We start from the raw sequence: 20,570 nt of genomic DNA, 5'->3' as shown, positions 1-20,570 counted from the left end.
TGCGGGACGTGCACGCGGAGCAGGTCGTACGCAGGACCCGGAGTCCTTGTGGCGGGAGTCTTCAACGGCCCCGCGATCACCCGCCAGACCTGGTCGGCAAAGGATGCGCAACCGTGATGTGTGCAGGGGAGTTCCGTTATACGGACAACCGTGATCGGCCTACGGGGCGCCGGGCGGGCGGCGGAGCCCCGCCGGGCACCCGTCAGTAGGCCCCGGTCTGCGGAGGGTACCCGTAACCGGAAGGAGCGGCGGGCGCGCCGTGGGCGTCGCGGTCGTAGAACGGGCGGGCGTTGGCGCGCATCCACATCGCGACGGGGTCGTGCTCGTCCGACATCGCGACCGTGGACACCGGCAGGCCGTCCGGCACCGCGCCGATCGACTGCTGCATCATCAGCCGCACGGACTCCACCGACCCCGGCGAGGTGTCGTAGAGGTCCAGGCCGATGGCCAGGTACGCGCTGCCGAGGGCGGGCTGCACCCAGGCGCGGCGCAGCGAGCGCACCGCGGGGGTGCGGTGGGCGTTCTGCCCGAGGAGGGCGTAGAACTGCGGGATCTCCACGCCGGGCTCGCTCAGCCGCAGCGGCCCGGCCGGCAGCCGGTCCAGGCCGCCGGCGATGCGGCGCAGGTCGAGCCACGGGATGCCGACGCCGCCGCCGGGCGCGTGCGGATTGAGCCACAGGCCCCAGCGGCCGGGGGAGAGCGCCTCGGCGACGGCGCGGCCGGAGATCACCTCGTGGGCGCGGTTCCAGCCGCTGGCGGCGAGCTCCTGGGCCGACGTCACGCACGGGGCGTAGCCGAGGCCTTCGACCTCCATGTTGCCGTACTGGGCGTCGGGCGAACCGGCCTGGCCGTGCCAGAGCAGCATCCAGACCCGGCCCTCGGCCAGCGAGCGCAGCAGTGCCTCGTACGCGTCGTACCGGCCGGGCGCCACTTGGCGCAGCATCTGCTCCACGCCGCTCTCCGCGCCCGCGCTCACCTGGGTCCGCCTCTTCTCTCGGCCTTGACTGCTGCTGCGACCCGGGGAGCGCCGGCGCGCCCCCGTGGTCGTCCGACCAGCTTACGAGCCCGCCGCGGCGGACAGGGGAGGAGTCACAGGTCGCGGTCGTAGAACGGGCGGACCCGGTCCCGCATCCAGTCGCCGACCGGGTCCCGTGCCACGTCCAGGAAGACCAGCTGGACGGGCCAGGGCACGGGCACGGAGCCGAGGGCGCGGCCGAGGGCGTCGTGCGCCGCGGTGCGGCTCTCCGGATCCGGCAGGTCCAGCTCGACGCCGACGAACAGCGCGGGGGCGGCGCCCTCGATGCTGGCGAGGGCGCGGCGGGCCGTCCGGACGGTGCGGGCGGCGGTGAACTCGAGGCCCGCGGCGGCCAGGAAGGCCGTCGGCTCGTCCTGCCAGTCGGGCTCGAAGAGCCGCACCCGGCCGCCGGTGGCGTCGCCGTCGAGGACGGTGCGGCCGGCCCGGCACAGCTCGGCGACGGCGGGCGGGGGCAGCGGGGCGCCCACGGAGCCCTCGGGGTTGACGACGATGCCCACCTGCGGGGGCAGGCCGCGGGCGAACTCGACGGCCGGGGCGACCGCGTACGGCATGCGCTCGCCCGCGACGCGCAGGAGCTCGCCCTCGGAGCTGAAGACGGGCACGAAGGCCGCGCCGTCGAGCTCCAGCGTGGGCACGTCGAGGTCGGGGCTGTCCTGGCCGCCGCCGGCCGGAAGCGGAATCCAGACGTGGCTGCGGCCGAGCGCCTCCACGATGCGGGGGCCCGCGCCGGGCACGCCCACGGAGGCGGCGAGCACCTCTTCGAGCTCGTTGGCGGGCCAGCCGGGCGCGCCGGCTGCGGGCGTGCCACTGCCGGCGGGGGCCGGGGCCCGGCCGCCGTGCTGCCCGGGGATGCTCATCTCGTCCAACTCGTCCAACGCCGTCCAACCACCGTCTCGACAAGGCCGCACCCGCACCCTAACGGCTGAACCCCCGGCCGCTCCCGCCGGCTGCCGAAATCGCCCGTGATGTCCCAGGTCAGGGCGGCCCGGACGGGCGGTCACCCACTCTTGTCACGGCACTGACCGTGGCCACCGGGTTGCGCAGGGCCACCACGCGTCCCACGGTGATCGGGAAGCCCCCACGACAGCCGAAGGGACCTCCAGCATGCGTGTCAACAAGTTCGCCGCATCGGCGATAGCCGTCGCCGCCTGCGGTTCCGTCGCCGTGGCCGTCGCGGGCCCCTCCCTCGCCGCCGTGAACGCCCCGGACCCCGACATGTCCGTGGTCGTGACCCCGTCCCGGGCGCCGAAGGCGGCGGTCCAGCAGCAGCTCGACGCCGTCGGGCAGCTGGGGGAGGCGCTCACCCTGCTCTCCCGGATCGGCAAGGAGGCGCAGTCGAAGACGCCGGACGTGGCCGCGCTCAAGGAGATGCAGCAGCGGCTGCAGGCGGCGACGGGGCGCCTCTCGGACTCCCTGAGGGCCACCCCGCCCGCCAGGGGACGCCCGGCGACGGACCCCGTGGGCGACGTCCACGACCTGCTGAAGAAGCTGGCGGCGGCGGTGCAGAAGCTCGTCGACGCGGTGGAGAAGAAGGACAGGGCGGGCGTCCAGACGGCGATCACGGAGGCCCTGGCCGTCGTGAAGGACCTCCTGTCCAGACTCCCCCTGACGGGCGACGGCATGCCCCTGCCGGTACCGCTGCCGCTGTAGGCGGCGGCCGCCCCGCCCGGGTGCCGGCCCCTACGTGAAGGCGATGTTCCGGAGCGCGTCCACCGCCCCGCGGTCCAGCAGGAGCACCGACGTCACCCCCGCCGGCGGCCGGCCCGCCGTGACCTCGGCGGTCAGCCGGGCCATCGCCCGCCGGTGCCGCCCGAAGGCGTGCGGCGAGACGCCCCGGCCTCGCTCCGCCTGCCCGGCCAGCGCCGTGCCCGGGGGCACGTCGAGGAGCAGGAGGTGGGCCGCCGCGCCCCGGCGGCGGGCGTCGCGCGCGACCCAGCGGCGCACCCACCCCCGCTGCCCGCAGTCGTGCACGACGACGCTCGCACCGGAGCGCAGGGCGCGCCGCAGCGCCGCGTAGTGGGCGAGCCGGGCGAACGGCCGGTACGCGCCGTAGGGGAGCCAGCCGGGCGCGCGCCGCTCCAACCGCTCGCGGGCGTCCTGGGAATCGACGCACCAGACGATCCCGTCCCATGCGTCGAGCGCGGCCACCGCGCGCCGGATGAGCGTCGACTTCCCGCTTCCGGGCAGGCCGGAGACGATCAGCAGGTCGCCCGCGGGGAAGCACAGCTCCCCGCGGCCCGCGCCGCCGCGCAGGTCCAGCACCCCGGCCCGGGGCCGTGCCGCGGGCGGAGGGCCGCCGCTCTCCGCCGCGGCCCCGCCCGCTGTCGGTGCTGTCGGTGCTGTTCCCATCGGTTCTGCCTCTCCCCCGGTCCGGTCACTGCCCGTCACCGGCCCCTACCCACGGAACGTAAAGGCAAGGTAATCGAATTCGAGGGGCGCCAGGCAGTCCGTATCGCGCTCGTACGTGCAATGATGTGCGCGCCAACTGCGTATCCAACTGCATACCGGCCGCTCGAATCCGCGCGGGAGAGTCCCAGGCTGCACGCGACGCCGTGTGCGCTGGGCGCCGAAGGAGCAAGTTCCTCCCTTGAATCTCTCAGGCCCCGTACCGCGCGGACGAGGCAGATCTGAAAAGCGGGCCGCACCGCGTGCGGCTCCACCCAAGGTGCAAGCCGGGCTCCCGCGTGTCGCGGTGGCTTCCGGTGAACCTCTCAGGTTCCGATGACAGATGGGGAGGACGTCCTCACTGCCATGTCCGGGAGCCCACACATGACCGACACTCCTCGCCGCACAGCCCTCGACGCCCTGCATCGCGAGCTCGGCGCGACCATGACCGACTTCGCCGGCTGGGACATGCCGCTGCGCTACGGCAGCGAGCGCGACGAGCACGTCGCGGTCCGCACCCGCGCGGGTCTCTTCGACCTCTCGCACATGGGCGAGATCACCGTGACCGGCCCGCAGGCCGCCGCCCTGCTGGACTACGCCCTGGTGGGCAACATAGGGAGCGTCGCCACCGGCCGCGCCCGCTACACGATGATCTGCCGCGAGGACGGCGGCATCCTCGACGACCTGATCGTCTACCGCCTCGCCGACACCGAGTACATGGTCGTGGCCAACGCCTCCAACGCGCAGACCGTGCTCGACGCGCTGACCGAGCGCGCCGCCGGCTTCGACGCGGAGGTCCGCGACGACCGCGACGCGTACGCCCTGCTCGCCGTCCAGGGCCCCGCGTCCCCGGGCATCCTGAAGTCGCTGACCGACGCCGACCTGGACGGCCTGAAGTACTACGCGGGCCTGCCCGGCACCGTCGCGGGCGTGCCGGCCCTCATCGCCCGCACCGGCTACACGGGTGAGGACGGCTTCGAGCTGTTCGTGGCCCCCGGCGACGCCGAGAAGCTGTGGAAGGCCCTCACGGAGGCGGGCGCGGACGCCGGCCTCGTGCCGTGCGGCCTCTCCTGCCGCGACACGCTGCGCCTGGAGGCGGGCATGCCGCTGTACGGGCACGAGCTGACGACCGCGACCACCCCGTTCGACGCGGGCCTGGGGCGGGTCGTGAAGTTCGAGAAGGAGGGCGACTTCGTGGGCCGCGCCGCGCTGCAGGCGGCCGCGGAGCGCGCCGAGGCGCGGCCGCCGCGCAAGCTCGTCGGGCTGATCGCCGAGGGCCGCCGCGTCCCGCGCGCCGGCTTCGCGGTGACGGCCGGCGGCGAGACCGTCGGCGAGGTCACCTCCGGCGCCCCCTCCCCCACGCTCGGCAAGCCGATCGCGATCGCCTACGTGGACGCGGCGCACGCCGCGCCCGGCACGCGGGGCGTGGCCGTGGACATCCGCGGCACCCACGAGCCGTACGAGGTCGTCGCCCTGCCCTTCTACAAGCGGCAGCGCTGATCGCCCGGGGATCTCCCGTAGATCATCCGGACCCCCTCCGTTCTCACCTGTCAAGACCCGTTGCACAAGCACTCACGCGCATCCAGGAGAATCTAGCCATGAGCAACCCCCAGCAGCTGCGCTACAGCAAGGAGCACGAGTGGCTGTCGGCCGCCGACGCGGACGGCGTGGCCACGGTCGGCATCACCGAGTTCGCCGCGAACGCGCTCGGTGACGTCGTCTTCGCCCAGCTCCCGGCCGTCGGTGACACCGTCACCGCGGGCGAGACCTGCGGCGAGCTGGAGTCGACCAAGTCGGTCAGCGACCTGTACTCCCCGGTGACCGGCGAGGTCACCGCGGCCAACCAGGACGTCGTGGACGACCCCTCGCTGGTGAACACCGCCCCGTTCGAGGGCGGCTGGCTGTTCAAGGTGAAGATCACGGACGAGCCGGCGGACCTCCTCTCCGCCGCCGAGTACGACGACTTCGCCGGCTGACCTCGCCCTCACCTCCTCCTCCGCCCAGGAAGTCCAGGAAGAACTCATGTCGCTTCTGAACAGCTCCCTCCATGAGCTCGACCCCGACGTCGCCGCCGCTGTCGACGCCGAACTCCACCGCCAGCAGTCCACCCTCGAAATGATCGCCTCGGAGAACTTCGCTCCGGTCGCGGTCATGGAGGCCCAGGGCTCGGTCCTCACCAACAAGTACGCCGAGGGCTACCCCGGCCGCCGCTACTACGGTGGCTGCGAGCACGTCGATGTCGTCGAGCAGATCGCCATCGACCGGATCAAGGCGCTCTTCGGTGCCGAGCACGCGAACGTCCAGCCGCACTCCGGTGCGCAGGCCAACGCCGCCGCGATGTTCGCGCTGCTCAACCCGGGCGACACCATCCTGGGTCTGAACCTCGCCCACGGCGGGCACCTGACCCACGGCATGAAGATCAACTTCTCCGGCAAGCTCTACAACGTGGTCGCCTACCACGTCGACGAGCAGACCAACCTGGTCGACATGGAGGAGGTCGAGCGCCTCGCCAAGGAGCACCGCCCGAAGCTGATCGTCGCCGGCTGGTCCGCGTACCCGCGCCAGCTGGACTTCGCGGCCTTCCGCCGGATCGCCGACGAGGTCGGCGCGTACCTGATGGTCGACATGGCCCACTTCGCGGGCCTCGTCGCCGCCGGGCTGCACCCCTCCCCGGTGCCGCACGCGCACGTCGTGACCACCACCACGCACAAGACCCTCGGCGGTCCGCGCGGCGGTGTGATCCTCTCCACGGCCGAGCTGGCCAAGAAGATCAACTCTGCCGTCTTCCCCGGTCAGCAGGGTGGTCCGCTGGAGCACGTGATCGCCGCGAAGGCCGTCTCCTTCAAGGTCGCGGCCAGCGAGGAGTTCAAGGAGCGCCAGCAGCGTACGCTGGAGGGCGCGAAGATCCTGGCCGAGCGCCTGGTGCAGCCGGACGTCACCGAGGTGGGCGTCTCCGTCCTCTCCGGCGGTACGGACGTGCACCTGGTGCTGGTGGACCTGCGCAACTCCGAGCTGGACGGCCAGCAGGCCGAGGACCGCCTCCACGAGGTCGGGATCACGGTCAACCGGAACGCCATCCCGAACGACCCGCGGCCCCCGATGGTCACCTCGGGCCTGCGGATCGGCACGCCGGCGCTGGCCACCCGCGGCTTCCAGGCGGAGGACTTCCGTGAGGTTGCCGACATCATCGCCGAGGCGCTGAAGCCGGTCTACGACGCGGAGGCCCTGCGCGGCCGCGTCACGGCCCTGGCGGACAAGCACCCGCTGTACCCCGGCCTGAAGTAACACATCGGCATCCGATTCACCCGCATGTACGGGGCACCGGGCACACTGAAGAGTGAGCGCCCGGTGCCCCGCACCACGCGTCCCCGTACCACCGGGTGCGCCCCGGGGATTCCCACCGGGTGCGCCTCGCGCTCGACCCCCCAGCACCACCCGTACCACCTCCAAGCAGACAGGGAGCAGCCACCGTGGCCATCTCCGTTTTCGATCTCTTCTCGATCGGCATAGGCCCGTCCAGCTCCCACACGGTCGGCCCCATGCGGGCCGCGCTGATGTTCACGCGGCGGCTGAAGAACGAGGGCCTGCTGGCCCACACCACGTCCGTCCGCGCCGAGCTCTTCGGCTCCCTCGGCGCCACCGGCCACGGCCACGGCACGCCGAAGGCCGTCCTGCTGGGCCTGGAGGGCTACTCCCCGCGCACGGTCGACGTCGAGCTGGCGGACGCCGAGGTCGAGCGGATCCGCGCGTCGAAGCGGCTGCGGCTGCTCGGCGCGGAGATCGGCAGCGCCCACGAGATCGACTTCGACGAGTCGACCCAGCTGATCCTGCACCGCCGCCGCTCCCTGCCGTACCACGCCAACGGCATGACCCTCTTCGCCTACGACGAGGCCGGCGCCCCCCTGCTGGAGAAGACCTACTACTCGGTCGGCGGCGGCTTCGTCGTGGACGAGGACGCGGTCGGCGAGGACCGCATCAAGCTCGACGACACCGTGCTGAAGTACCCCTTCCGCACCGGTGACGAGCTGCTGCGCATGTCCCGCGAGTCCGGCCTGTCGATCTCCGCGATGATGATGGAGAACGAGAAGGCCTGGCGCACGGAGACGGAGATCCGCGAGGGCCTCCTGGAGATCTGGCGTGTGATGCAGGCGTGCGTGTCGCGCGGCATGGCCCGCGAGGGCATCCTGCCGGGCGGCCTGAAGGTCCGCCGCCGCGCCGCGAACACCGCCCGCCAGCTGCGCGCCGAGGGCGACCCGCAGGCCCGCGCCATGGAGTGGATCACGATCTACGCCATGGCCGTCAACGAGGAGAACGCCGCGGGCGGGCGCGTCGTGACCGCCCCCACCAACGGCGCCGCGGGCATCATCCCGGCCGTGCTGCACTACTACATGAACTTCGTGCCGGGCGCGGACGAGGACGGCATCGTGCGCTTCCTGCTCGCCGCGGGCGCGATCGGCCTGCTCTTCAAGGAGAACGCCTCGATCTCCGGCGCCGAGGTCGGCTGCCAGGGCGAGGTCGGCTCCGCCTGCTCCATGGCCTCCGGCGGCCTCGCCGAGGTCCTCGGCGGCTCCCCCGAGCAGGTGGAGAACGCCGCCGAGATCGGCATGGAGCACAACCTGGGCCTGACCTGCGACCCGGTCGGCGGCCTGGTCCAGATCCCGTGCATCGAGCGCAACGGCATGGCCGCCGCGAAGGCGGTCACCGCGGCCCGCATGGCCCTGCGCGGCGACGGCCGGCACCACGTCTCCCTCGACAAGGTCATCAAGACCATGAAGGAGACGGGCGCGGACATGAGCGTCAAGTACAAGGAGACGGCGCGCGGCGGGCTCGCCGTGAACATCATCGAGTGCTGACGCGCGTACGGCCGGGCACCGGGGAGCGGTGTCCGGCCGTAGGCCCTACTTCTGCTTCTTCATCTCGTACTCGATGACCTCTTTCTCGGTCGCGGTCTCCGCGGCCGGGGGCGCCTGGATCTTCAGGTCCGCGCCGAAGTCGCTGTACTCGTCGGCCCTGTGGTACTCGCCCTTGGAGCCCTTGCCCGACTCCTCGGTCTTGGCGATCACGCCGTCCTTGTCGACCCAGACACCGATGGTGACCTTCTCCAGGCCCTCCTCCTTGAGGTCCTTCGCGTAATCGTCGCGGTCCTTCTCCTTCATCGCGTCACCCTTGTACGCGGCGAGCTCGGACCGCACGACGGTGCCCTCGAAGTGGGCGGCGCGACGGCCGCCGACCGTCTCGACGCCGGCGTTCCTGACGTCCTTGGCAGTGGCGAGGGCAGTCGTCAGCTGGACGAAGGGCTCCGATGCGTCGCGCCCCTTGGCACCCTCGAGGTTGAGGGTCCACCACTTCTTGCCGGGGACCTTCTCGCCGTTGAGGTACATCTTGTCGCCCACCTTGATGACGTGGGAGATGCCGTCCGGCGTATCGGCGGTCTTCGGGCCCACGTCCTTGCCGTCGGAGGCGTCGGGCTTCACCTGGACGGCGTTCTCGGTGGTGAAATCGCCCTTGTCGTCCTTCCGCACGCCCTTCATGCGGTAGGTGTTCTGCTCGGCCCCCTTGGCCGCAGCCTTCTTCAGCATGGCGGCCGGGTCAGCCGCCCCCAGCGCCTTGTCGGCACCGTTGTCGCTCTTCCCGCTGCTGGAGCCCGCCGCCTTGTCACCGCCGGCGTCGCCGCCCCCGCCCCCGCACGCCGCCAGGCTCAGGGCGAGCGCGATCCCGGTAGCCGCCACGACGCTCTTACGTATCGCCTTCAAGGGTCTTAACTATCCTTTGTCCGCACTTCGTAAAGTTTTGGCGAGGATATCCCGAGTGATCACAGGTCGCGAGCGAAAAATGACCATGACCGGAAACAGCGTGTCAGCCCACCGGCGCTGTCAGTAATCTCAACGCCCTCGTTCCGTTCCATTCCGTTCACCGAATGATCGAGGAGCCCTCGCCATGCGCCACCCCCTCCGCGCCACCGCAGCGATCCTCGGCGCCGTCGCCGCCCTCGGCGTCGCGGCACCCACAGCAGGCGCCGACGCCGCGCCCGCAACCCCGGCGCCCTCCGGTGCCGTGCGCATTCACAACGGCGCGCTCGGCGGCTGCCTGACCGTCGAAGGCTCCGGCTACCGCGACCCGCGCGGCGCGCTGCGGCCGTGGCTGGTGGCCCTGCAGCCGTGCCGGGAGTCCGAGCGGGCCGCCCAGGCCTGGGTCTACAGCCCGGCCACGCGCCAGTTCTCGTCACAGGCCCAGCCGTACCGCTGCATCGGGGCGGGCGACGGCAGACCGGGCGCGCGGCTCGTCACCGTGCCGTGCGACGCGGACGCGGCGGGGCAGCGCTTCCGCACCGAGCGGACCGGCTCGGGCGAGCGGCAGAAGATCGTCGCGGAGGAGAGCGGCCGGATCTGGGAACAGGCCACGCACCGCACCGGCACCTCGCGCGACGCCACGGGCGAGGGGGTGCGGACGGTGCGCGACACGGGCTCCGCGGGGGCGGAGCGGAGCTGGCTCCTGAGCCGCGACTGAGAGGCGCGGGGGGCCGGGTTGTCAGTGGCGGCGGTTACGCTCGCAGGCATGAGTTACGCAGACCTGCGCGAACTCCAGAGCGCGCTCACCACCGCCTCGGACATCGCCTTCTCCCTCGACGCCGCAGCGCCCGCACCCCATGAGGCCGAGCAGTTGGTGGACGCCCTGCGCAGGGCGCTGACCGCCGCGAGCGCCCTGGGCGGCGGGCTGGGGGCCACGGGCTGCTCGGAGCACCCCAAGGGGCCCGTGGATCCCCTGTACGGGGACAAGAGCGACCCCCTGCCGCCGGGCTGGGGCCGGTGCCTGCTGTGCAACGACCGGCGGCGGCGGGCCGGGGCGCAGCGGCGCGGCTGGCGCTGAGCCGGCCGCGACGGCACCGGCCGCCTCCGTGGTCTCCGTACGGGTCGGCCTTTGATGCGGGCCGGCCCTCGGTGCGGGTCAGCCCTTGTTGATGGACGCCCAGAACTCGTCGAAGGACATCAGGCGGTCGCCGTTGGTGTCCTTGGAGTCGATGATCGACTGGGCGACGGTCTCGGTGACGAAGTGGTCGCCGAGCTGCGCCATGGCCTTCTTGTACTCGGCGGCCGTGACGAACCCGTCCCCGTCGATGTCGAACTTGGCGAACGTCTCGCGTGCCTTCTCCATGTCAGCCATAAGAGCCTCCCCTTGGTGTGGTGTTCGGTTGTGCCGGTGTGACCGGCACAGAGTAGCCGCCCCCTCGGGGAAGTCTGATCACGGCCGAGTATCACTCTCTGTGATTTCGCATAAAAATAAGCGTTCCCCATGATCTATTCGTGAAATTCAAGGCGCGTGGTCGAGCTCACCTTTGATTCAAGAGGGAAATAATCCGCGTTGCCCGAATTGAACGGATAGCCGTTTTGGCTGGAACGCACCCCGTCTGCCATAGTCGGAAGCCACGACCCTCATTGACCCGAGCCAGGTCGTCAGCACGCCGCGGAACACACCCCAATTCTCCGCGGCGCACGAAGAGGCCCCCGCCCCGTCGCACGCCGACGGATGGGGGCCTCTTCGTTTGCGGGCGCCGGTCTCGCTCCCCGCAGGGGCGTCAGCGGTCGGCGACGCGCATCTCGAACCACGTGGTCTTGCCGCGCGCCATCAGATCCACTCCCCAGCGGTCGGAGAGCTTGTCGACGAGGAACAGGCCCCGGCCGGTGGTGTCGAGCTCGTGCACGGGCATGAGGCAGGGCAGCCCGCGCGAGGGGTCGCGGACCTCTATGCGCAGCCAGCCCCTCCGGCGCAGCATCCGCAGGCCGAAGTAGCGCGCGCCGGTGTGCCGGACGGCATTGCCGACGAGCTCGGAGACCAGCAGGACGGCGTGCTCGGTGAGTTGGCCCGAGAGGCCCCAGTGGCGCAGCACCACGGTCTGGGTGAGCCGCCGCGCGGCGACGGCGGACTCGGGGCGGGAGGGCAGGCGCACCTCGCCCTGCGTGGGGTTGCCGTACAGATCGAGCGCCCTGAGCGCCAGTTCATCCTCTACGGTCGGCGACCACCGGACAGCGGCCGTGCCTCCCCGCTGCCGTGGCTGCTCCGTTCCCTCCAGGCCCGCCATGCCCCCATCATGGCCGCCGCAAGCACGCCCGGGGCCGGAACACGGGGATTCACCTGACCGGAAGGACAGCCTCCGAAGTCCCGCCACGACATATGCCAAGGGCAGGCGATCTTCCTGGAAACCCCGGCTGACCTGCGGCGACCACAGCCTTGGGAGCGAGTGCCGAAAGCGGCCGGAAGGGCCGGCGCGGGCGGGCGGGCACAGCGCGTAATTCCCCCACAAGAGGCACCCGGGGTGGACACGGGCACGACCGTGCGTCAACGCCGCCGGCAGGGGCAGCCCCTTCCGGGGCCGCCACCAACCGGCCGGAAGTCAGATGAACTTGGCCTTACCCGGCCCGTCCTCGACAAAGCTGCGCATACCGATCTCGCGGTCCTCGGTCGCGAACAGCCCGGCGAACCAGTTCCGTTCGATGGCGAGGCCGGTGTCGATGTCCGTCTCCAGACCGGTGTCCACGGCCTCCTTGGCGGCGCGCAGCGCCAGCGAGGGGCCGGCGGCGAGCCGCGCCGCCCACGCGTGCGCCTGCTCGTACACCTCGGCGGCGGGCACGACCCGGTCGACCAGGCCGAGGGAGAGGGCCTCGTCGGCCTTGACCATGCGGCCGGTGAAGATGAGGTCCTTGGCCTTGGACGGGCCGATCAGGCGGGACAGCCGCTGGGTGCCGCCCGCTCCGGGGATCAGGCCGAGCAGGATCTCGGGCTGGCCGAGCTTGGCGTTGTCGGCGGCGATGCGGAAGTCGGCGCAGAGCGCGAGCTCGCAGCCGCCGCCGAGGGCGTAGCCGGTGACGGCGGCGACGACCGGCTTGGGGATGCGGGCGACGGCGGTGAAGGAGTCCTGGAGCCCGCGGGACCGCGCCACCATGGCGGCGTGGTCCATCTTCTGCATCTCCTTGATGTCCGCGCCGGCCGCGAACACCTTCTCCCCGCCCCACAGGACGACGGCCCGGACGTCGTCGCGGTGGGTGGTCTCCTCGGCGAGCTCGCGCAGGCGGTCCTGAGTGGCGATGTCGAGCGCGTTCATCGGCGGGCGGTCCAGGCGGATGGTGCCCACGCCGTCGGCAACCTCAAGATGCACAGTCATGAGGCCCAGGTTAGTGGCACGGGGGTTCGGGGGTGTCCCCCGAAAAGGCGCCGCACGGCGAGCGGCCCGGTGCACTCGGTCACAAGTGCACCGGGCCGCAGGCACCGGACGAAAAGGTGAAGAAGGGTGAAGAGACGTTTCCGTCGGCTCAGTCGGCCTGCGGGCTGCTCTTGACCCACTCCGACCACGGCATGTTCCAGCCGTTGAGGCCGTTGTCCGGCTTGATCATCTTGTCGTCGGAGTTCTTGACGATCACGACGTCACCGATGAGGGAGTTCTTGAAGAACCAGGCGGCCGGGGTGTTCGGGTCGCCGCCGCCGCGCTCGTCCTCCAGGCCGACGCAGCCGTGGCTGGCGTTCGCCGAGCCGAAGGTGCCCGAGCCGGACCAGTAGTTGCCGTGCAGGAAGGTGCCGGAGGTGGACAGGCGCATCGCGTGCGGCACGTCCGGGATGTCGTACTCGCCCTTGCCGTCACTTCCCGTGAAGCCGACGGTGGCGCCGTTCATGCGCGTCACCTCGTGCTTCTCGCTGATGACCATCTGGCCGTTGTACGTGGGGTTGGCGGGGGCGCCGGCGGAGATCGGGATGGTCTTGAAGACCTTGCCGTCGCGCTCGACCACCATCTGGTGGGACTTGGCGTCGACCGTGCTGACCTGGCTGCGGCCGACGGTGAACTTCAGGGTCTTCGCCTGCGAGCCGTACACGCCCGGGCGGCCCTGGACGCCGTCGAGGTTCAGGTCGACCGTCACCTTGGTGCCGGCCGCCCAGTACTTCTCGGGGCGGAAGTCGAGGCGGTCGTTGCCGAACCAGTGACCCTTGACCTCGACGGCCGGCTCGGTGGTCACCTTGACGGCACGCTCGACGGCCTTGGTGTCGGTGATGCCGCGGCTGAAATTGATCGACACGGGCATGCCCACGCCGACCGTGCTGCCGTCCTCCGGCGTGAAGTAGCCGACGAAGGTGTTCTGCGGCGTGAGCGTCGTGAACGACGCGTGCTTGGCGGACGGACGGCCGTCCTTGTCCTTGGCCAGCGCGTCGACCGTGTACTGCGTGGAGGCGCCGAGGTGCGCCGTGGGCTCCCAGGCCCGTCCGCCGTCGGTGATCCTGCCCTCGACCGTGCGGCCCTTGGCGTCGGCGACCTTGACCGACGTCAGGCTGCCCTTGTCCACGGTCACCTTGAGCTTGCCGGACGTCTCGACGTTCTTCTCTCCGTCGTTCGGCGCGATGGCCACGACGGCCTCCGACGGGCCGTCCGGCACCTTCTTGGCGCCGCCCTTCTTCGCGTCGTCGTCACCGCCGCAGGCGGTGACCAGCAGCATCAGCGCGCCGAGCAGCAGCGCGAACAGCCCCTTGCGGCGGGCTGCGCGCCTGCTCGGTATCAGCTGCACGTTCAAATCGGTTGTCTCCCCTCGCACGGCCCGCGGCCACGCGGCGCCCCCGAAGCGCGGCTCACGCGCTGGCGTTAGATAACCACAGGGCTCCGGCGCCGCAGACCCGTGCAATGTCACCGTTCGGTCCCAAATGGGAACGGTGGTACGAGATATGCGGCGGGGGTGATCCCCGTGGCTGAAGGTGAGCATCATAATCCGGCCACCTGAGTGCTCCGGCCCGGGGTGACGCGGGACGCGACCCTGTGAGCGCGCGCGTGCTTCTGGGCAGAACTGGGGGCAGGACGAGGACCGCCGCCGCCCGGCACGGGACGCCGGGCGCCCGGCGCGCTGCCCGCGAGCCGCCGGAGGCGAAGACGTGTCGAGCGCACCCGAGCAAGAGGCGGAACGGGGAGACGAGTTCGGTGGCGGCCGGGCCCGGGGCCCCGCGACCCGGCCGGGGGCCTGCGGCGCCCCGGTCAACGGCCGGCCCCGCCCGGACGCGGCCCCGCGGCCGCTGCCCGGCCCCGCCGTGTGGCCCGGCAGCCCCGAGCCGCTCGGGGCCCGCTTCAAGCCCGCCGCCGGGGGCGCGCCGGCGGGGACGAACTTCGCCCTGTGGGCCGGCGGGGCGGAGGCCGTCGAGCTGTGCCTGTTCGACGGCGGGCCCGGCCACGGAGGGGAGGCCTCCGCGGACGGCGCGCCGGAGGGCGGGATACGGCTGCCCCTCACGGAGCTGACCCACGAGATATGGCACGGATTCGTGCCCGGCGTCCTGCCCGGCCGCCGCTACGGCTACCGCGTCCACGGCCGCTGGGACCCCTGGACGGGCGCCCGCTGGAACCCCGCCAAGCTGCTCCTGGACCCCTACGCCCGGGCCGTCGACGGCGACTTCTCGCTGCCTCCCGAGGTCTACGGGCACGTGCGGGACTGGCCCCAGCAGCACGTCGCCGACACCGTCCGCGACGAGCGCGACTCGGCCCCGTACGTGCCCAAGGGCGTGGTCGTGGCGGACGGCGACGACTGGGCGGACGACCAGCGCCCCAAGACGCCGTGGCCCGACTCGGTCATCTACGAGCTGCACGTGCGCGGCTTCACCAAGCTCCACCCGGGGGTCCCCGAGGAGCTGCGCGGCACGTACGCCGGGCTCGGGCACCCGGCGGCCGTGGAGCACCTGGTGCGGCTCGGGGTGACGGCCGTGGAACTGCTGCCGGTGCACCAGTTCGCGCACGAGGACCACCTGCTGCGGCGCGGGCTGCGCAACTACTGGGGCTACAACTCCATCGGCTACTTCGCGCCGCACGCCGGCTACGCGGCGACCGGGACGGACGGCCGGCAGGTGGGCGAGTTCAAGCGCATGGTGCGGGCCCTGCACGCGGCCGGCATCGAGGTCATCCTGGACGTGGTCTACAACCACACCGCCGAGGGCGGCGAGCTGGGCCCCACGCTCTCCCTGAAGGGCATCGACAACCGCCGCTACTACCGGCTCCAGGCCGACCGCCGCCGCTACGCGGACTACACCGGCTGCGGCAACACCCTGCACGTCGTCCAGCCGAACGTCCTGCGGCTGATCACCGACTCCCTGCGCTACTGGGTGACGGAGATGGGCGTCGACGGCTTCCGCTTCGACCTGGCGGCGGCCCTCGCCCGCTCCATGCACGACGTCGACATGCTCTCGCCGTTCCTGGCCGTCATCGCCCAGGACCCGGTCCTGCGCCGGGTCAAGCTGATAGCCGAGCCGTGGGACGTGGGCTCGGGCGGCTACCAGGTCGGCTCCTTCCCGCCGCTGTGGACCGAGTGGAACGACCGCTACCGCGACGCCGTCCGGGACTACTGGCGCGGCGCCCTGCCCGACGTGCGCGACCTCGGCTACCGGCTCTCCGGCTCCAGCGACCTCTACGCCTGGGGCGGCCGGCGCCCGTACGCCTCCGTCAACTTCGTCACGGCCCACGACGGCTTCACGCTGCGCGACCTGGTGAGCTACGAGCACAAGCACAACGAGGCCAACGGCGAGGGCAACCGCGACGGCACCGACGGCAACCGGTCCTGGAACTGCGGCGCGGAGGGCCCCACGGACGACCCGGCGGTGCCGGCCCTGCGGCGGCGGCAGCTGCGGAACCTGCTGACCACGCTGCTGCTGTCCACCGGGGTGCCGATGCTGGTCGCGGGCGACGAGATGGGCCGCACCCAGGGCGGCAACAACAACGCCTACTGCCAGGACAACGAGACCAGCTGGATCGACTGGTCGCTGCTGTCGGACCCCGGCTGGCGCGCGCTCGCCGACCTGTGCGGCCGGCTCCTCGCGCTGCGCCGCGCGCACCCCGTGCTGCGCAGCCGCGCCTTCTTCTCCGGCCGGCCGCAGAGCGCGGACGGGCTGCGGGACCTCGCCTGGTTCACGGCCGCGGGCACGGAGATGACGGAGGCCGACTGGTACGCGCCGGCGGCGACGCTCGGGATGTACCTGTCGGGGCGCGACATCCCGCAGCGCGGGCCGCAGGGCGAGCCGGTCACGGACGACAGCTTCCTCGCCGTGCTCCACGCGGGGGCGCAGGACGTGGCGTTCACGCTGCCGGGCCCGCCGTGGGCGGACGCCTACGAACTGCTCGTGGACACGGCGCGGGAGGAGCAGGGGGCGGCGCCGGGCGAGCGCCGGGCGGCGGGGACGCGCGTCACGGCGGGGGCGCGTTCGGTGCTCCTGTGGCGGGTGACGACGGGGAGCACCGGGGGAACGGAACCGGGACCGGAACCTCCAATTCCGTTGCCATGATGGGGTCTTAGGCACAAAAACCGAGTGAGTGATGTCAGTGGCGAACCGTACTCTCGCTCCTGATGACAGAAACCCATGAACCCCCCGAACCTCACCGTCCGGACGGAAGCCGGTCCGCCGTGCGCTCGCTGCTGCGCCTGTGGCCCTACGTGCGCCCCGTGCGCGGCAGGCTGGTCACGGCCGCGGCGGTGACGGTCGTCGCGTCGTGCGCCGGCCTCGCGATCCCGCTCGCGCTCAAGTGGATCGTGGACGGCCCGGTCGCCGGCGGCGACCCGTCCGGCGTGTGGCTGGGCGGCGGGCTGGTGCTCCTGCTCGGGCTGCTGGAGGCGTCGCTGTTCGCGGTGCGCCGGTTCCTCACCGCACGCCCGCTGGCACGGGTCGAGGCGGACATGCGGGCGGACCTCTACCGGCACCTGCAGCGGCTGCCGGTCGCCTTCCACGACCGGTGGGCCTCGGGCCAGCTCCTCTCGCGGAGCACCACGGACCTGACGCTGCTGCGCATCTTCCTCGCCTTCCCGCTGACCTTCCTGCTGGTCAACGGAGCGACGATCGTGGCGGGCTTCGTCGTCCTGCTGATACAGCAGTGGATGCTGGGGCTGGTGCTGCTCGCCCCCGTGGTGCCACTGGTGATCATCTGCGCGTATTTCGAGGAGCGCTACTCCCGGGCCGCGCGCACCGCCCAGGACCAGTCCGGCGACCTCGCGACGGTCGTCGAGGAGAGCGTCCTCGGCATCCGCATCATCAAGGGCTTCGGCCGCCACCGCGGCCAGGAGAAGTCCTTCGCCGCGCTCGCCGGCCGGCTGCGCGGCACCGAGCTGCACAAGGCCCACCTGCTGGGGCTGCTCTGGGCGTTCATCATGAGCCTGCCGGAGCTGGCGATCGGGGCGGCGCTGGTGCTCGGCGTGCTGCAGGTCGCCGACGGCGAGCTGTCGGCGGGCACGCTGGTGGCGTTCCTGTCGACGGCCCTGGCGCTGCGCTGGCCGGTGGAGTCGATGGGCTTCCTGATCGCGATCTCCAACGAGGCGGCCACGGCCGCGGACCGCTACTTCGAGGTCATGGACACCCCCGCCCCGCCGCAGGAGGCCGCCTCGCGGGCCGCGAGCCCGCCGCCTCAGCAGACGCGCGAGAGATCCGGCCTGCGCCTGGAGGGCGTCGGCTTCCGCTATCCCGACGCCCCCGCGGACGCCCCGCCCGTCCTGGACGGCGTCGACCTGCACATCCGGGCCGGCGAGACGATGGCCCTCGTCGGCACGACGGGCAGCGGCAAGACGACCCTGACCGCCCTCGTCCCCCGCCTCCACGAGGCGACGTCCGGGCGGATCACCCTGGACGGCCAGGACATCGCCGCCATGCCGCGCGAGCGCCTGCGCGCGCTGGTCTCCGTGGCCTTCGAGGACCCGACCCTGTTCTCCGCGAGCGTCGGGGAGAACGTGCTCATGGGCGCCGAGGGCGGCGGTGAGGCCGAGCTGCGGCGCGCGCTCGGCGTCGCCCAGGCCGGTTTCGTCGACTCCCTCCCGGAGGGCACCCGCACCCAGGTCGGCGAGCAGGGCCTGAGCCTGTCCGGCGGCCAGCGGCAGCGGCTCGCCCTCGCCCGCGCCGTCGCCGGCGACCCGCGCTTCCTCATCCTGGACGACCCGCTCTCCGCGCTCGACGTGCACACCGAGGCGCTCGTGGAGGCGGCCCTGCGCGAGGTGCTGGCCGACACGACCGCCCTCGTCGTCGCCCACCGCCCGTCCACGGTCATGCTCGCCGACCGCGTGGCCCTGCTCTCCGGGGGCCGCATCGCCGCCGTCGGCACCCACCACGAACTGCTGCGCACCAACCGGGAGTACGCCCTGCTCATGGCCGGCGACGAGGACCGGGGCGGCGCGGCGGACGCTCCGTACGCACGGCACGAGGGAGGCAGGCGATGACCACCGCCACCGACCGGACCACCACCGAGCCGGAGCGGACGGCCACCGGGGCCGCCCCCGCGCCGGACGACCCCTTCGACAAGGACGTCCTGCCCGCCCCCAAGGGCGCCTCCCGGGCGCTGCTGCGCTCGCTGCTCGCCCCCAGCCGCGGCCGCCTCCGGCTGAGCGCCCTCGTGCTGCTGCTCCAGCAGGCGGCCGTCCAGGCGGGCCCGCTCCTCGTGGCCGTCGCCATAGACCGGGCCGTGCCGGCCGTCCGCCGGGGCGACTACGGCCCGCTGATCGCCGTCGGCGTCGTGTACGTGGTGAGCGCCCTGGCCGCGGGCCTGCTGCAGTACGCGTTCATCCGGCTCTCGGCGCGCATCGGCCAGGACGTGCTGCTCGACCTGCGCGGCCGCATCTTCCGCCACGCCCGGACGCTCAGCGTCGACTTCCACGAGCGCTACACCTCGGGGCGGCTCATCTCCCGCGCGACCACGGACGTCGAGTCGATCCGGGAGCTCATCAACGACGGCCTCCAGGAGCTCATCGGGGTCTGCCTGGCCGTCGTGTACATCTCGGTCACCCTGCTCTACCTGGACTGGGGCATCGGCGCCGTCGCCGTGCTCTCGTTCGTGCCGCTGCGGCTGCTGATGCGCTCGTACGACCGGCGTGCGCGGTCGGTCTACCGACGGCGGTCCACGGCGATCGCCGCGGTGATCGTGAAGTTCACCGAGACCATGAACGGCATCCGGCCGGTCCAGGCGTTCCGCCGCGAGCGCGCCAACGAGGAGCACTTCGCGGAGCTCAACTCCGAGCACCGGCACGCCAACGTCGGGGCGATGCTGGAGATGGCCCGCTACGTCTTCCTCTCCCGCCTCGTGGCCAACGTGGTGCTGGCCGCGGTCGTGCTGTGGGGCGCGTACCGGGTGGCCGGCGGCGGGCTGGAGCTGGGCGTGCTGGCGGCGGCGGTGCTGTACCTGCGGCGGCTGTACGACCCGATCGACCAGCTGGGGATGTTCCTCAACTCGTACCAGTCGGCGGCGGCCTCGCTCGACAAGATCGCGGGCCTGCTCGCGCAGCGGCCCGGCGTGCCCGAGCCCGCCGAGCCGCGGGCGCTGCCGGAGCGGCGGTCCGGGATGCCCGGCCGCGAGGTCGTCTTCGAGGGGGTGCGCTTCGCCTACCGCACGGGCGGTGAGGTCCTGCCCCGCTTCGACCTGACGCTGCGCGCCGGGCAGACGGTCGCGGTCGTCGGCTCGACGGGCGCCGGCAAGTCCACGCTCGCCAAGCTCCTGGCCCGCTTCTACGACCCCACCGACGGCCGGGTGCTCCTCGACGGCGTGCCGCTGGACACGCTCCCCGGGCCGGAGCTGCGGCGCGGGGTGGTGATGGTGACGCAGGAGGCGTTCCTGTTCTCCGGCACCGTCGCGGAGAACATCGCCATCGGCCGCCCCGGCGCAACGCGGGCGGAGATCGAGCAGGCGGCGAAGGCCATCGGCGCGCACGACTTCATCGCGGCCCTGCCGGAGGGCTACGACACGGACGTGCGCAAGCGCGGCGGACGGATCTCCGCGGGCCAGCGCCAGCTGGTGGCGTTCGCGCGGGCGCTGCTCGCCGACCCCTCGGTGCTCATCCTGGACGAGGCCACGTCCTCGCTGGACATCCCGGGCGAGCAGGCGGTGCAGCGCGCGATGGCCACGGTGCTGCGCGGCCGCACGGCGGTGGTCATCGCGCACCGGCTGTCGACGGTCGAGATCGCGGACCGCGTGCTGGTGATGGCCGGCGGCCGGGTCGTGGAGGACGGCTCCCCGGCGGAGCTGATCGCGGGCACGGGCCGGTTCGCGGATCTGCACCGGGCCTGGCGCGACAGCCTGGCCTGACGGTTTCCCGGGGGTTCCGCCCCCCGGCGGTACGGGCTCGCCTCAGGGCGGGCCCGTACCGCTATGCGGACGTCGGTCTTTCGTCAACGGACG

At 72.5% G+C, this 20,570-nt stretch carries 18 protein-coding genes and 1 riboswitch; of the genes, 10 read left to right on the top strand and 8 right to left on the bottom strand.

The features are described from left to right. Window positions 1-202: 202 nt before the first annotated feature. Together ACOTKD_RS25205 and ACOTKD_RS25200 are read right to left on the bottom strand one after the other, a co-directional pair. The gene (locus ACOTKD_RS25205; RefSeq protein WP_424891352.1) at window positions 203-943 is read right to left on the bottom strand and encodes an enhanced serine sensitivity protein SseB C-terminal domain-containing protein; all 741 of its coding nucleotides are present in this window, start codon (window positions 941-943) and stop codon (window positions 203-205) included. 146 nt (window positions 944-1,089) lie between these two features. Next, window positions 1,090-1,893: an enhanced serine sensitivity protein SseB gene (locus tag ACOTKD_RS25200; RefSeq protein ID WP_424891351.1), complete on the bottom strand. Its 804-nt coding sequence runs from the start codon at window positions 1,891-1,893 to the stop codon at window positions 1,090-1,092. Between the two features lie 247 nt (window positions 1,894-2,140). Between ACOTKD_RS25200 and ACOTKD_RS25195 the strand changes: the two genes are divergently transcribed. Beyond that, window positions 2,141-2,686: a hypothetical protein gene (locus ACOTKD_RS25195; protein ID WP_424891286.1), complete on the top strand. Its 546-nt coding sequence runs from the start codon at window positions 2,141-2,143 to the stop codon at window positions 2,684-2,686. A 30-nt stretch (window positions 2,687-2,716) separates the two neighbouring features. Here the strand turns inward: ACOTKD_RS25195 and ACOTKD_RS25190 are convergent, their stop codons facing one another. Next, the gene (locus ACOTKD_RS25190) at window positions 2,717-3,385 is read right to left on the bottom strand and encodes an AAA family ATPase (RefSeq protein ID WP_424891285.1); all 669 of its coding nucleotides are present in this window, start codon (window positions 3,383-3,385) and stop codon (window positions 2,717-2,719) included. 164 nt (window positions 3,386-3,549) lie between these two features. Beyond that, window positions 3,550-3,657: riboswitch (glycine riboswitch) on the top strand. 148 nt (window positions 3,658-3,805) lie between these two features. Here ACOTKD_RS25190 and gcvT point away from each other — a divergent pair. From gcvT to ACOTKD_RS25170, 4 genes are all read left to right on the top strand, one after another. Beyond that, window positions 3,806-4,921, top strand: coding sequence for a glycine cleavage system aminomethyltransferase GcvT (gene gcvT, locus ACOTKD_RS25185; protein ID WP_424891284.1), 1,116 nt, complete (start codon window positions 3,806-3,808; stop codon window positions 4,919-4,921). 98 nt (window positions 4,922-5,019) lie between these two features. Beyond that, window positions 5,020-5,397, top strand: a complete 378-nt coding sequence (gcvH, locus tag ACOTKD_RS25180; protein WP_106682154.1) for a glycine cleavage system protein GcvH — start codon at window positions 5,020-5,022, stop codon at window positions 5,395-5,397. A gap of 46 nt (window positions 5,398-5,443) precedes the next feature. Then, window positions 5,444-6,706, top strand: coding sequence for a serine hydroxymethyltransferase (gene glyA, locus ACOTKD_RS25175; RefSeq protein WP_424891283.1), 1,263 nt, complete (start codon window positions 5,444-5,446; stop codon window positions 6,704-6,706). Window positions 6,707-6,891: 185 nt separating this feature from the next. Next, complete coding sequence (locus tag ACOTKD_RS25170) at window positions 6,892-8,274, top strand: L-serine ammonia-lyase (RefSeq protein WP_424891282.1); 1,383 nt, start codon at window positions 6,892-6,894, stop codon at window positions 8,272-8,274. A 45-nt stretch (window positions 8,275-8,319) separates the two neighbouring features. Here the strand turns inward: ACOTKD_RS25170 and ACOTKD_RS25165 are convergent, their stop codons facing one another. Continuing rightward, a complete protein-coding gene (locus tag ACOTKD_RS25165) occupies window positions 8,320-9,174 on the bottom strand; it encodes a hypothetical protein (RefSeq protein ID WP_424891281.1) in 855 nt (284 codons plus the stop codon). A gap of 184 nt (window positions 9,175-9,358) precedes the next feature. Between ACOTKD_RS25165 and ACOTKD_RS25160 the strand changes: the two genes are divergently transcribed. After that, window positions 9,359-9,928, top strand: a complete 570-nt coding sequence (locus tag ACOTKD_RS25160) for a ricin-type beta-trefoil lectin domain protein (protein ID WP_424891280.1) — start codon at window positions 9,359-9,361, stop codon at window positions 9,926-9,928. A gap of 48 nt (window positions 9,929-9,976) precedes the next feature. Further along, window positions 9,977-10,288 (top strand): hypothetical protein, encoded by a 312-nt coding sequence (locus ACOTKD_RS25155; RefSeq protein ID WP_030368092.1) that lies wholly within the window; start codon window positions 9,977-9,979, stop codon window positions 10,286-10,288. Window positions 10,289-10,366: 78 nt separating this feature from the next. On the opposite strand, the gene ACOTKD_RS25150 is transcribed toward ACOTKD_RS25155, so the two are convergent. The 4 genes from ACOTKD_RS25150 to ACOTKD_RS25135 all read right to left on the bottom strand — a co-directional run bounded on the left by ACOTKD_RS25150 (window position 10,367) and on the right by ACOTKD_RS25135 (window position 13,896). Next, window positions 10,367-10,582, bottom strand: a complete 216-nt coding sequence (locus ACOTKD_RS25150) for an EF-hand domain-containing protein (protein WP_424891279.1) — start codon at window positions 10,580-10,582, stop codon at window positions 10,367-10,369. Window positions 10,583-10,994: 412 nt separating this feature from the next. Beyond that, on the bottom strand, window positions 10,995-11,567 hold the full coding sequence (locus tag ACOTKD_RS25145) for an ATP-binding protein (protein ID WP_424891350.1): 573 nt from the start codon (window positions 11,565-11,567) through the stop codon (window positions 10,995-10,997). A 243-nt stretch (window positions 11,568-11,810) separates the two neighbouring features. Continuing rightward, a complete protein-coding gene (locus ACOTKD_RS25140) occupies window positions 11,811-12,578 on the bottom strand; it encodes an enoyl-CoA hydratase/isomerase family protein (protein WP_424891278.1) in 768 nt (255 codons plus the stop codon). Between the two features lie 148 nt (window positions 12,579-12,726). Continuing rightward, window positions 12,727-13,896 (bottom strand): L,D-transpeptidase, encoded by a 1,170-nt coding sequence (locus ACOTKD_RS25135; protein WP_424891349.1) that lies wholly within the window; start codon window positions 13,894-13,896, stop codon window positions 12,727-12,729. A 427-nt stretch (window positions 13,897-14,323) separates the two neighbouring features. Here ACOTKD_RS25135 and glgX point away from each other — a divergent pair, with 427 nt between their 5' ends. From glgX to ACOTKD_RS25120, 3 genes are all read left to right on the top strand, one after another. Beyond that, window positions 14,324-16,708, top strand: a complete 2,385-nt coding sequence (gene glgX, locus ACOTKD_RS25130) for a glycogen debranching protein GlgX (protein ID WP_424891277.1) — start codon at window positions 14,324-14,326, stop codon at window positions 16,706-16,708. A 62-nt stretch (window positions 16,709-16,770) separates the two neighbouring features. Further along, on the top strand, window positions 16,771-18,621 hold the full coding sequence (locus ACOTKD_RS25125) for an ABC transporter ATP-binding protein (protein ID WP_424891276.1): 1,851 nt from the start codon (window positions 16,771-16,773) through the stop codon (window positions 18,619-18,621). Further along, a complete protein-coding gene (locus ACOTKD_RS25120; protein WP_424891275.1) occupies window positions 18,618-20,477 on the top strand; it encodes an ABC transporter ATP-binding protein in 1,860 nt (619 codons plus the stop codon). Before ACOTKD_RS25125 ends, ACOTKD_RS25120 begins: the two co-directional genes overlap by 4 nt. The last annotated feature ends 93 nt before the right edge of the window (window positions 20,478-20,570 follow it).

Origin of the sequence: Streptomyces sp. XH2, assembly GCF_049725035.1 — a bacterium.
GTDB classification, from domain to species: domain Bacteria; phylum Actinomycetota; class Actinomycetes; order Streptomycetales; family Streptomycetaceae; genus Streptomyces; species Streptomyces roseoverticillatus.
This window is presented reverse-complemented; position numbering and strand designations above follow the sequence as displayed.